General features: G+C 39.5%; 9 protein-coding genes. 6 read left to right on the top strand and 3 right to left on the bottom strand.

Features of this window, described 5'->3' with window-relative positions; all coding sequences use genetic code 11:
- Positions 1 to 98: 98 nt before the first annotated feature.
- Positions 99 to 839 (bottom strand): winged helix-turn-helix domain-containing protein, encoded by a 741-nt coding sequence (locus NMK36_RS28235; RefSeq protein WP_072717454.1) that lies wholly within the window; start codon positions 837 to 839, stop codon positions 99 to 101.
- Between the two features lie 505 nt (positions 840 to 1,344).
- Between NMK36_RS28235 and NMK36_RS28230 the strand changes: the two genes are divergently transcribed.
- On the top strand, positions 1,345 to 2,085 hold the full coding sequence (locus tag NMK36_RS28230) for a creatininase family protein (RefSeq protein WP_072717455.1): 741 nt from the start codon (positions 1,345 to 1,347) through the stop codon (positions 2,083 to 2,085).
- Between the two features lie 78 nt (positions 2,086 to 2,163).
- Here the strand turns inward: NMK36_RS28230 and NMK36_RS28225 are convergent, their stop codons facing one another.
- Together NMK36_RS28225 and NMK36_RS28220 are read right to left on the bottom strand one after the other, a co-directional pair.
- Positions 2,164 to 5,199 carry a UPF0182 family protein gene (locus NMK36_RS28225; RefSeq protein ID WP_072717456.1) on the bottom strand — a complete coding sequence of 1,012 codons (3,036 nt, stop codon included), beginning with the start codon at positions 5,197 to 5,199 and terminating at the stop codon, positions 2,164 to 2,166.
- A gap of 66 nt (positions 5,200 to 5,265) precedes the next feature.
- Positions 5,266 to 5,904 carry a DNA-3-methyladenine glycosylase gene (locus tag NMK36_RS28220; protein WP_254175142.1) on the bottom strand — a complete coding sequence of 213 codons (639 nt, stop codon included), beginning with the start codon at positions 5,902 to 5,904 and terminating at the stop codon, positions 5,266 to 5,268.
- Between the two features lie 376 nt (positions 5,905 to 6,280).
- Between NMK36_RS28220 and NMK36_RS28215 the strand changes: the two genes are divergently transcribed.
- From NMK36_RS28215 to NMK36_RS28195, 5 genes are all read left to right on the top strand, one after another.
- Positions 6,281 to 7,615, top strand: a complete 1,335-nt coding sequence (locus NMK36_RS28215; RefSeq protein WP_254173241.1) for an IS701 family transposase — start codon at positions 6,281 to 6,283, stop codon at positions 7,613 to 7,615.
- A gap of 32 nt (positions 7,616 to 7,647) precedes the next feature.
- The gene (locus NMK36_RS28210; protein ID WP_254175141.1) at positions 7,648 to 9,891 is read left to right on the top strand and encodes a tetratricopeptide repeat protein; all 2,244 of its coding nucleotides are present in this window, start codon (positions 7,648 to 7,650) and stop codon (positions 9,889 to 9,891) included.
- A gap of 255 nt (positions 9,892 to 10,146) precedes the next feature.
- Positions 10,147 to 10,719, top strand: coding sequence for a Uma2 family endonuclease (locus NMK36_RS28205; RefSeq protein ID WP_254175140.1), 573 nt, complete (start codon positions 10,147 to 10,149; stop codon positions 10,717 to 10,719).
- A 312-nt stretch (positions 10,720 to 11,031) separates the two neighbouring features.
- Positions 11,032 to 11,877: an ABC transporter permease gene (locus NMK36_RS28200; protein WP_072717462.1), complete on the top strand. Its 846-nt coding sequence runs from the start codon at positions 11,032 to 11,034 to the stop codon at positions 11,875 to 11,877.
- Between the two features lie 84 nt (positions 11,878 to 11,961).
- Positions 11,962 to 13,383, top strand: coding sequence for an ABC transporter ATP-binding protein (locus NMK36_RS28195; protein WP_254175139.1), 1,422 nt, complete (start codon positions 11,962 to 11,964; stop codon positions 13,381 to 13,383).
- Positions 13,384 to 13,504: the final 121 nt, after the last annotated feature.

Here is a 13,504-nt window from a genome sequence, read left to right as displayed (position 1 = left end):
GTATGCCATTGTTCACGGGGATAGTGCTGAACGCTTAATTAAAATTGTTTCAGTCTGTTAATTCCAAACCAATTAAGTTGTCTTCAGACCTGAGAATATCAACCTAATCGATAACCAAACCCCCGAACCGTAATAATATATTCGGGTTTGCTAGGATTGAGTTCTAATTTTTCTCGTAACCAACGAATATGAACATCAACGGTTTTACTATCTCCAATAAAATCCTGTCCCCAGATAATATCTAATAATTGTTCTCGTGACCAAACTCTCCGGGGATAACTCATGAAAAGTTCTAGTAAGCGAAATTGTTTCGGGGACAGTTTAATTTCTTCGCCCCGCAGCAAAACGCGACATTCTTCTGGATATAGGATAACTTCTTTATATTGCAACATAACGGGTGCAGGGAGTTGACCGAGGCGTTGACGACGCATTAACGCCCGACAACGCGCCATAAACTCCCGAATTCCAAAGGGTTTAGTGAGATAGTCATCGGCGCCTGCTTCTAAATAAAAAGCCGAATTATTGGCACTTTCCCGCAACCCAATAATTAAAATCGGGACAGAATTTCCTTGATGTCGTAACATACGACACAGATCTAACCCATTAATCGAGTCCATAATTAAAAGGTTAAAGGGAAATTCGCTGATGGCAGAAGTCGGGTTTTGGATTGAGGGCAGAGCATCTCGCCCATCTAAAGCCACGATGACACGATAACCTTGTTCTTCTAACGCCAGGGAAAGCATCTCCCGCCAAGGTTGTTCATTTTCTAACAGTAAAATTTGACCATTGTTTCTGACATCGGAACGGGAAGAACTCTCGCTTAATTCAGGAGAAAACATAAATTTTGTTGGGTTGGATGGGAACAGAGTAGGGAAAGCAGAAATTAAGGGTCGCTGCTAACCATTCGGCATTCTGAGGAGTTAGCCGAGTGTTAACCATCCAACATAAATATGTTCTCCGTTGCGAATTCCTTCACAGAGGGAATCCCGGTATTGAACTGCTACAACAAATCCTACCCCGGGCTTGGTGGGGGGGTCGTCAGACTCATCCTGATTGGGCTTCGGTTCTAGGTTTTTAAGCATTGTTCACGCTCAATTTGCCTGGTTGTTTGGAATCTGAATTAGTGGAGATGGCTTTTATGGTATTAGGAGAAGGTTAACACAAGGTAAAGCTAGGGTAATCTTTAGGTTAAATTATTCTAATCAAATGAAAATTTGAAAACGATTGGGATTGATATAGATTGATCGCTCAATTCGCAGGATTATCGTCGCTCTGTCTTGGTATCCAAACCGATAGATTAAATCGCTACAATAAAAGAGATTGATTTTAACTTAACTTAACATAATGTTACTGCATCTGAGCACTTGGCAAGAAGTCGAAACTTACCTGAGCCATTCTTCAGGTATTATTATTCCCATTGGTTCTACAGAACAACATGGCCCAACGGGATTGATCGGGACGGATGCGATTTGCGCCGAAGCGATCGCCAAAGGAGTTGGAGAAGCCACCCAAGCTTTAGTTAGTCCCACTATCAACGTCGGTATGGCTTTACACCACACCGCCTTTCCAGGCACAATCAGCCTTAAACCGACCACCTTAATTCAGGTAGTCAAAGATTATATCACAAGTTTAACGCGGGTCGGGTTTACTCACTACTTTTTTATTAACGGACATGGAGGCAATATTGCTACACTGAAAGCCGCTTTTTCGGAAACTTACGCTCATGTTGCAGATATCAATTTACCTAAAGCTTATCAAGTCAAATGTCAAGTGGGAAATTGGTTTATGTGTAGCTCCGTTTATAAATTAGCTAAAGAGTTATATGGAGATCAAGAAGGTTCCCATGCTACACCGAGCGAAGTGGCGTTAACCCAATATATTTATCCTGATGCGATTAAGCAAGCCCCCCTAACACCGGAAGTAGCGAAAGGATATCCTATTTATGGTGCACAGGATTTTCGTCAACATTATCCCGATGGTAGGATGGGGTCTAATCCTGCGTTAGCCACTCCTGAACAGGGTCAACAATTTTATGAATTAGCCGTTAAAGAATTGAGTCAAAGCTATTTAGAGTTTCTACAGTAGAGGGGAATAGGGAATCGGAAAATTTCATTAGCTACCCGATGAGTGTTAGCCAATATTGTTCCTGATTCCCTATTTCCTTTAACTGGGTTGAGGTTGAGGTAATTTAATATTTTCAGGTGGAAGAATAGGGGCAGCTTTAAAGACATCTTTTAACGCTTGTTCTAAGGTCGGTCGCATCACAATTCGATTTTCACTCGCTACAATTACTCGAACTAACGTGGGTAAACTATTTTCAGTTGCTTCTAAATATAAAGGTTCAACATAAAGCAAAGATTGTTCAATGGGAATGACTAATAAATTCCCTTGAATTACCCGTGATCCTTGACGATTCCACAGGGAAATTTGTTCGGAAATGTCTGGTTCTTGGTTAATTAAAGCTTCCACCTGTTCCGGGCCAAAAATTAAGCGTTGTTTGGGGAAACGATATAACAATAAATGTCCATAATTCTCTAAGTCAGAACGTGCCGCTAACCAGGCGACTAAATTATTGCGACTGGCGGGAGTAAAGGGGTGAAGAAGAATAAATTCTTCGGATTTTTCCGTCGGTAATCGCATGATTAAATAATAAGGTTCAACCGCTTGTTGTTTATCTCCATAAATTTCAACAGGAACCCGCCAAAGGTCTTCTCGATTATAAAAAACAATGGGATCACTCATGTGATAGGTGAGTAAATGTTGAGATTGAATTTTAAATAAATCAATGGGGTAGCGAATATGCTGACGCAGCATGGTTGGCATTTCTTCAATGGGATGAAATAAATCAGGAAAAACTGTTCTGAGTGTTGAGATAATGGGGTCTTGAGTTTGTTCTAAATAATAAAACTTGATTTTTCCATTATAGGCATCCACAATAATTTTAACGGAATTACGAATATAATTAAATCCGGCTTCTTCTGGATCAGAATAGGGATAAAAATTACTGGTTGTATAGGCATCAATCATCCAATATAAATAGTTATGGTCAGTTGATGGAGCTTGAGGATCTGATTCAGAATTCTCAAAATCAGCATCAGCAACCACTAAATAAGGATTGCTATCATAATGAAGAAAAGGGGCGATCTCTTTAATGCGTTCTAATATATTTCGTCGAAAAAGTAATTTTGTTTCCGAGGTAAAGTTATCCGTAAATAACATTTGCCAGTTCTTTAAAAAATAGGCAAATAAAAACCGTTTCCATCCGGTTCCAATAACAATTCCTCCCTCTCCATCATAAACATTATAAACATTCTCATTTCCCAAGGGAAAATCCAGTTCTTTTACCTGAGTTGAAGTCATGATTTGAGTATTCGTGAGTAACCCATAATACAGTCGAGGTTTACCAATGGGAATGGTATCCTGAATGCGGGGAGAAACTTGTAAGGTTGTATTTTCATCTAATTGTGGATCAGCACCAATATCTTTAACAAAATATTCAGGAAGTCCTCCCTCAGCAACGGTATTAACCGGAGATAAAGTAAAGCCGTAACCATGAGTATAAACTAAATGTTCATTGACCCAAGTTTGTGCTTTTTGAGGAACTAATTCATAATTTAATTCACGGGGAGAAATGAGTACCTGTTGTTTTTGTGAATTCCGGCTTAACTCTCCTGAAGCTTTTTGCTTTAAAATAGAATATCGATCATAATCAGCATTAGAAAATTCATAATAAAGACGAATTTGTTGTAATTGACGATTAGTTTGTAATAAGGGTCGTTTATCCCAAAGACGAATATTATCGACGGTCAGCTTATTATTTTGTAGATCGGTGTAAGTTAATTTAGCATTAGGATCGAAAGTTTCAACGTCAATTTTATCTAAATTAAAGCCTTTGCGAGTAAATTCAATACTTTGTTTAATATAGGGTAATTCTCGCTCTAATTCGTTAGGTTGAACGATCAAACGTTGAACTAAACCGGGTATAATTCCCGTTACAATAATCGCCAATCCTAAATACCAAGTAAAAATTGTTCTGATGGAATAGCTATCAGCAAATAATTTGGCTCTGACTAAATTAGGACGTTTTCTAAAACGATACAGTTTGGTATATCTTAATAATATTTCGATATACGGGCGAATTCTTTTGACAGAAAATAGGGCTTGCCAAAGCAAGAAAATAGAAATAATTAGAGCAACAATAGATAATAATGAATAACCTGGTTTTAAGATATTAATTTCGGTATATCCCGCCCCAAAAATAACGCCTTGGTTAGAGTATAAGAGTTCATAACGAGCTAACCAATAGCGCATCGCACAACTGAACATTAAGAGTCCAGCCAAGCCGTGAAGGTGGCGTTGCTGAGGTTGGGAAAAACTAGAAAATCGTCCTTGGCTGAGACTATTACCAGATAACAAATAGATTAAACTACAGACAATAAATCCCACTAAAAATAATCCCATTAACCAAAATTCTAAAAGATGGACAATCGGAAGATTAAAAACGTAAAAGCTCAGATCTCGTCCGAATAAATGTTCTGTTTGATTAAAGGAAGTCGGATTAAAATATTGTAAAACATTTGCCCAATTACTAGAAAATACTAAGCTAAAGCCAAAACTAAAAATCAAAACTATCAAACTAAAAATAATTAAAGGTTTCCATAAAATAGCAATAATTAAACTTAATAAAACGGGTATTTTCCAAATATAGGATTTAAAGTTTTTAATCCACTGTTCAATAATTTGAGGTTCAAATTTAGCCGGAAGGGTAGAAAATAAAGGTTGGCTAGAATCCCAATGCCAATAATTGATAAAAATCTGGCTATAATGAATAATAATTAAACCTAGAAACAGGGATAAACTGATAATAATAAATAAAAGAGACGGCAAACCCAATGAAAACTTGGGTAAAGATTGATTAGAGACATCAAAAATATTAACCGGAGGTTTATTTTGTAAATGATCAGGCGAATATTGATAACGTCGGGCAATCATTATATTTCCCCCCAACCAAATTGCGGTAATCGATAAACCCAATACAGCTAAAGCAATTTCCGTGATTAATCGTTCTTTGAAAACCGATAAATAACCTACTTCCTCAAACCAGAGAAACTCAGCAAAAAATTTAGAACTTAGATCGAGAATAAATCCCAATCCCAATAGCGCCAAACTTATTTTAAAAATTAGATTTTTTTTAACCATGAAGCTTAATTTTAGCAAGATAAAGGAATTAATATGATTTTAACCTGTGACTTTAACCCCAAGGATTTATAGTTTAGAAACGGATGGACAATTAGCCAAATACCATCGCCAAGGGAGTTCCTGTCCTTGGGAGAGTCCAATGCGTGTAGTTTGGATAATAGCATTGGGCTGTTGTTCTAAACGCTGTTGAAAAGCTGAAGTCGGATGTTCTAACCATAACCCTTGGTCAGGATGTAAAGGTAAGCCATTAAACTGAGTATTAATTTGCAACAGACGACACAATTTTCCAGGGCCAGAAGCTAAACGAATCTTTTGTTTTGGGGTTAACGGTTGGGTTTGTTCTAGTGCAGCTAGAATAGAAATCGGAAGAGACTCTACCTGCAAAGCTCGAATTAAAACAGCGCTGGGAACGCCCTCTAAATCGGTAACAATATTTAAGCAGCAATACATCCCATAAATAAAATAAACATAACTAACCCCTGCTGGGCCAAACATCACGGCATTCCGAGGAGTTCGACGACGATAGGCGTGACAAGCTGGGTCATTGAGTCCATAGGCTTCTGTTTCCACTATTAAACCCCGAATTTGTTCTCCATTGGGGAGTTGTCGCACCAGAGTACACCCCAATAGTTGAGGCGCGACCTGAGTTGATGGATACTCCAACTCAGATGGGTCTACAATCAAAGGCGTTCGAGTTGAGTTCATAACCCACAATGGATATTAAATTTGTCTTAGCCGCATTAACGGTGTTATTTACCCTTTCCTGTCTGTTCTTCGGAACCAAAAACGGTTTCTATGATACCGATAATTACCACGGTAACGGTTCTGCCCATTAATGACAATGTGGGGGGATCAAGACTATTTGATTAGGGTTTGACCTCTCCCCCAACCCCTCTCCTGCAAGGCGAGGGGAGAAAGATCACACCGCCGACCTGTCTGCTGCAAGGCGAGGGGATTAATTTATACCATTAAATCTCTATAGTAACCTGTTATCGGTTGATATCATAGCCCTCTTCTGTCAGTCTCCGAGGAGTAAAATTAGAAAATAAACCAGATGGGTAGCTAGAAGGGGGATAGGGTAATGGATGTAGAATTACAGATGCTCAAACATTTAGCCCGAGATGCACAACCAACAGTTTCAGTGATTGATGAATATTGTCAAGGTTATAAAGACCTATTCCCAGAAGTGAGAAGTTACGAATGTTTTAAATACTTACATCTAGGAATTATCTCACCAATTCCGAGAAAATCTTTACCGGAAATTGCTAAAATAGTAGGAATTAGGTCGCCACAATCACTGCATCATTTCTTAGCCAATTCGCCTTGGTCAGCAAGGGAATTAAAGGAAAGAAGATTAGCCCGAACTCTAAAAGCATTGAAAGGAGAGAAGATTATAGTAATAATTGATGAGACAGGAGATAGGAGAAAGGGAAAAAAAACCGACTATATAGCTAGACAATACTTGGGAAGTGTGGGCAAAACAGATCGGGGAATAGTATCAGTTAATGCTTACGGTGTTTATAAAAATATAACCTTTCCTTTAGTGTTTAGAGTATTTAAACCCAAAGGAACATTAAAAGAAGGAGATGTCTACAAAACTAAGATTGAAATCGCATCAGAAATTCTAACAGAATTGGTTGATTGGGGATTTCAGATTGAATTGGTATTAGCAGATAGCCTTTATGGTGAAAGTAGTTCGTTTATCAGTACATTAGATCAATTTCAAATTCCTTGGGTACTAGCAATAAGAAGTAATCATGGAGTCTGGATGTCAAGCGAGCAGAAAGTTAGAGCCAACAAATGGTGTAAATTTGAGAGGATTTTTAGCAATCAAGAATCAGAAACCAGATATATTAGAGAAATCATATTTGGGAAAAGAAGTACAAGAACCTATTGGGAAATTACCACAGATCCAGAAACGATGCCAGAAACATCAACTTCGTTTGTCATGACAAATTTAACAGAGAAGAGAAGCCAGATGAAAAAGACATTAGGTAATTTATACGGGTTAAGAACATGGGTGGAATATGGATTTCGACAATGTAAACAAGAACTGGGTTGGACTGATTATCGGTTGACGGATTTTCCCGATATAGAAAAATGGTGGGAAATCATTTTCTGTGTGTATTTAATGATTAGTTTCAACTCCGAAGTTTTCCGGTCTTTAAGTCAAGGCAGTCCCCGAGAATCTGAGAGCAAAAAAAACACCACCGATTGCTCAACTCATCAACAATGGAATCACAAAGAGGGATGGAAAAATGTTTTAAATAATCTGCGTTTAATAATTCAGCCTACTATTATATTGTGGTTGATTGTCCCGTGGCTAGATATTTTTCCCGACCGCCATTTATTAGTGGGTTTTCATAAATTAATTGAGAATATTAATCAATTTCAATCTTATTTTCCCAATGGATAACTCTACTTTTTATTACTTGTTGATTTCGGAGAGTGACAGAAGAGGGATATATTAATAAGAATTTAAGAGCCTTTGAACAGGAATGGCAAAACCGTCTTGAAGCTCAACCTAAACGTTCCAAACCCCCCCAAACTCCAACCTCCGAACCTGCAACGCCCCAACCTAAAGCCGAACCCCTCAACAACTTAAATAAACACCACAAAGCTCAATATTTTGTGGGGCGGGATATCGCTGCAAAACAACTCGATGAACTCTTTAGCAAACATCAACAGGTTGCTATTGTTGCGGTTTCGGGGATGGGGGGAGTGGGAAAAACAGAACTCGCCCTACAATGGGCAACGGCACACCTCAACAACTATCCGGGCGGCGTGTGTTGGCTAAACGTGCAAGGGGGAAACGTGGGACTGCAACTGGTGCGGTTTGCCCAAACGTTCCTCAATGTTGAACCTCCCCCAGACTGGGAACTTGAGGAACAGTTAACCTATTGCTGGCAATACTGGCCAGAGGGAAATGTCCTCCTGATTTTTGATGATGTCACGGACTATCGCCACCAAGTCCAACCCTACATCCCACCGGACAACCAACGGTTTCACAGCCTGTTAACAACGCGACTCCAGTTTAGTCGGACATTACCCCAACTCTCCTTAGATATCCTCAAACCCCTGGCGGCTTGGGAGTTATTAAAGTTCTATGTCACAGAAGAACGCCTGCGCCAAAACCCTTGGGCTGCCCGTCGCCTCTGTCGGGAGTTGGGCTATTTACCCCTCGCCCTAGAATTAGTGGGACGCTATCTGAACTTACATCAGACCTCCTGGGAGGATATTCTGAAGCGTTTAGCCCGAAAACGCCTGGAACACCCGGCCATGAAAGATGCTGACCCCCTGATGCGTTATCGCCGAGGTGTGTATGAAGCATTTCTTCTCAGTTGGGAGGAGTTGGACGACAACACTCAACAGTTGGGGTGTTGGTTAGGGTTATTTGCCTTAGCCCCCATTTCCCTATCTTTGGAAGATATGGAAGATGACGAAGAAAAGGAGAAGTTTGAAACGGGGCTATCTTGCTTGTGTCAATGTCATTTAATTCAGCTAATTAACCCCCATACCTATCAACTGCATCCCTTAATTCGCCAATTTTTGCAAATGCAGTTAGACCAACGACCGGATAAAACCGACATTAAACGCTCTTTTATTCAAACATTAATTGCTTTTGCTCAAACCATTGAATACACCCTCACCCGTCAGCAAGTTGCCGAACTTTTACCTAATATTCCCCATTTACAAGAAGTTGCAGAACTCTTAATGACCCATTTTAATAAGAATGAATTGGGAGATTTAATTCCAGATAATGAATTGGGAGATTTAATTGCAGATGAGGATTTAATTTGGCCCTTTATTCGTTTAGGTTCGTTTTATGAAAGTCAAGGGTTCTATTCCCAAGCGGAACCTTGGTTAGAACAGGGGGTGAAGGTCGCAAAAACCCTGGGTTCTCAACATCCCGATTTTGCCACCCACCTCAATAACTTAGCAAACCTCTACGAAAGTCAAGGACGCTACAGTGAAGCGGAACCCTTATATTTAGAAGCCGTAGCCATCCACCGCCAAGCTTTATCCCCCAACCATCCTTCCCTAGCCATCGACCTCAATAACTTAGCAAACCTCTACGAAAGTCAAGGACGCTACAGTGAAGCGGAACCCTTATATTTAGAAGCCGTAGCCATCCACCGCCAAGCTTTATCCCCCAACCATCCTTCCCTAGCCACCCACCTCAATAACTTAGCAAACCTCTACAAAAGTCAAGGACGCTACAGTGAAGCGGAACCCTTATATTTAGAAGCCGTAGACATCCACCGCCAAGCTTTATCCCCCAACCATCCTTCCCTAGCCACCCACCTCAATAACTTAGCAAACCTCTACAAAAGTCAAGGACGCTACAGTGAAGCGGAACCCTTATATTTAGAAGCCGTAGACATCCACCGCCAAGCTTTATCCCCCAACCATCCTTCCCTAGCCATCGACCTCAATAACTTAGCAGGACTCTACGAAAGTCAAGGACGCTACAGTGAAGCCGAACCCTTGTATTTAGAAGCGATCGCAATTCTACAAAATAGTTTAGGATCACAACATCCGAATACAATTACCGGGCGAAAAAATTTATTATATTTTTGGATAGAAGGAATTGAGGCAGGGATTTTTGATATTGCGGTGTTGCAGGAAAATCTTTTATTTCGAGAATTGTTAGCTGAAGCATTAGAATCAGATGAATCAATTCAACCATAAAATTATGATACAAATTGAAGTTGAATTGATGTAGGGGTATGGAATTATATCAAGTATAGTAGAGTAGTGCCAGCGTCCTCGCTGGCTGGCATTTATATAATAAGCTGTTACCCATTTTAACTGGATAATAAACTGTTACCCATTTTAACCTTATTATATTACCCTAGTGAGCGAGGACGCTCACACTACAATGGTTTATGATTTTAAAATAACCAATATTGTGTCAAATTATATAAATAATTAGCCAATAAAATTATGATAAAAACAGAAGATAAACCCCAAATTCAATCTCTCTCCCTAGAGGAGTTTTTAACCCAACCCGAAACCAAACCCGCCCAAGAATATATTAACGGAGTTGTTTATCAAAAACCGATGCCAAAAGGAAAACATAGCCTGATCCAAGGTCGTCTGAGTGAAACCATTAATCAAATCGGTGTATCTGCTAAAATTGCTTACAGTTTTCCTGAGTTACGATGTACTTTTGGCGGACGTTCCATTGTTCCTGATATTGTTGTTTTTGAATGGCAAAATATCCCTTTAGATGAACAAGGAGAAATCGCCAATGATGTTACGATCGCCCCAGATTGGACAATTGAAATTTTATCTCCAGAACAACAGTCAACCCGTGTGATTAATAATATTTTATTCTGTTTAAAACATCAAACTCAACTCGGTTGGTTAATAGATCCCCAGGAACGATTAGTATTAGTTTTTAAACCGAAACAAGAACTAGAAATATTTGAAGGAGAACAAATTTTACCTGTTTTAACTATATTAACAGATTATCAATTATCCGTCAATCAATTATTCAGTTGGTTAACTTTTTAAATCTTTCCTAACAATTAATTAATAGACAATCCTTAAATATTGGCTACAAATCATGACAGGGCCAAGGCTAATCAATTTCCCCAGGAGCCATTATCACGCTTCCCATCGCCTAAAATCCTCTTCCTCTAAGCAACTGAACCATTAGACTAGCTTCTGGACACTTTATATGGCACACTTATTGACTAAGATTAAATCTGGCAGTAAAAATCCAGTGGCTAGGATATCTCCCCCAGCCCTGCGAAGGATCTGAACATGAAGGATCTGAACATAAGGTGTGTGTAGTGAACGAGGACGAAAAAATTGCTGAGGTCAATGAAAGGTGTTGTGCATAGAGCGGGGCGAGTAAGTCGCTGGCGGTTTGCCAATAGCCAATTACCCCTCAAACTCAATTTGCTCAGTACATTAGTCCGAAGGGATTTAGAGGCACGATACAAAGGTTCGATTCTCGGCAACCTATGGCCCCTATTAAATCAGTTATCCCAATTGCTGATTTATACCTATGTTTTTTCGATTGTTCTGAAGGTCAAACTCAATCTTGAAGGATTTCCCGATAATGAATTAGCCTTTGGACTGTGGCTGTTTGCAGGGTTAATTCCTTGGTTTGCCTTTACCAACGGCCTAACTCAAGCGGCTGCATCAGTGGTGGGACAACCCAATTTAGTCAAAAAGGTGGTTTTTCCCCTGGGACTATTACCCCTTGTCCCGATTTTTTCGGCCTTTATTGAAAGTTCCTTTGGCTTAATTGCCTTAATTGTGCTAACCGCCTTGTCTGCTCAAATCCTACATAGTACCATCTGGTTACTGCCGCTGGTGTGGATACCCCAAGTTCTATTAACGGCGGGATTAGGCTATCTAACGGCTGGACTCACGGTATTTTTGCGGGATATTCCCCAAAGTTTAAGTGTGATTTTGAATCTTTGGTTTTATGTCACACCAATTTTATATCCCGTGAGTAAAGTTCCTGAATCTTGGCAAGTTTGGATTATTTGGTGCAATCCCATTACTGGACTTTCAGAAGCTTATCGAGATTTAATTTTAGTCGGGGAAATGAGACATTGGGGAGAATTAGCCATATCCTCAATGATTGCCTTAGTTATTTTTTATGGAGGCTTATGGGTTTATAGGCGGTTGCGTCCAGCATTTGCTGACGTTTTATAACGGTGACAGTTCCTCACACACGCACAAGGTATTTCTAAACCGATACACAAACTGATCACTGATAAACCGGGAAATCAACAACGAATGAGCGAAATTGCTATATCTGTTAATCATGTTTCTAAATGCTTCAAACGTTATCGCCATCCGGTTGATCGATTGAAGGAAGTTTTTATGCCAAGTAAAAGTTTGGCGCATAATTTTTGGGCATTGCGGGATATTAATTTACAAGTTTGGAAAGGCCAAACCCTAGGCGTTGTTGGGCGCAATGGTTCGGGAAAAAGCACCCTATTACAAATTATTGTGGGAACTTTAACTCCCACTCAAGGGAATGTGGAAGTTAATGGCCGAGTTTCAGCTTTATTAGAACTCGGTAGTGGGTTTAATCCTGAATTTACCGGACGGCAAAATGTCTTTTTTAATGGTCAATTATTAGGATTAAAAACTCAGGAAATAGAAGCTAAATTTGATGATATTGTAGCTTTTGCTGATATTGGCGATTTTATTGATCAACCGGTCAAAACCTATTCCAGTGGAATGTATGTCCGTTTAGGATTTGCGGTGGCAACCAGCGTTAATCCCGATATTTTAATTGTTGATGAAGCCTTATCTGTAGGGGATGAAGCCTTTCAACGCAAATGTTTTAGTCGAATTCATGAAATCAAAGATCGAGGCGGAACAATTTTATTTGTTTCCCATTCTGCCCCTTCAATTATTCAACTCTGTGACTCAGCTTTATTAATGGATCGGGGAGAATTATTACTCGAACATACCCCTAAAATGATCATTTCTAAATATCAAAAAATGATCTATGCCGATGCAGATCAAATGGCAATGATTCGAGGTGAGATTCAACAGTTAGGTCATAAACCTTCCCAACCTCCTGAAACTCTTTCGCCACCCTCTAAACCGAATAACTTCCATCCTGAAAACCCAGCCTCTCCTACTTCTTTATCCTCGTGGGAACCTAAAAATGGGCATTATAAAGATTATTTTGATCCGAAATTAGTCCCTGATCATCCCATTAAATATCCTTCTCGTGGGGCTGAAATTATAGAACCCCATATTACAACTTTATCTGGGGAAATTGTTAATCATTTAATTGCTCGGAATAGCTATATTTATGCTTATTCTGTTAGATTTGATAAACCAGCTTCTCATGTTCGGTTTGGAATGTTAATTAAAACGGTAAGCGGGTTTGAATTGGCGGGGGCTTCCTTTTTAGCGACTTCTCAATCAATAAAACACATTGAAGCGGGTACTGTAATTGCGATCAAATTTAAGTTTGAATGTCAATTATCCCCGGATGTTTATTTCCTAAATGCAGGAGTTTCGGGTATTGTAGATGGCGAATTTACTTATTTAGATCGCTGTATTGATGTGGGGATGTTTCGGGTTCAACCCTATGAAGAATCTTGTAGTACCGGAGTGGTAGACTTATTGATCGAACCCAGTTTAAAAGTTAAGTCCGGTCAAGTGAAGCAGCAATCTGAACTAGAATGTCTTTAAACTCAGGTAAACTATGGCAAACTGGAACAGAGCAAGTTAAACCCAAAATCAACTCGCCTAAACTGAATTCCAATTCAATGCCTCAACGTTGTTCATTTTGATCAAGAAGCTGAAATCATCA

This window comes from Planktothrix pseudagardhii (assembly GCF_904830925.1).
GTDB classification, from domain to species: Bacteria; Cyanobacteriota; Cyanobacteriia; order Cyanobacteriales; family Microcoleaceae; genus Planktothrix; species Planktothrix tepida.
The sequence above is the reverse complement of the archived record's forward strand: the minus strand, read 5'-3'. Positions and strand labels throughout refer to the sequence as shown.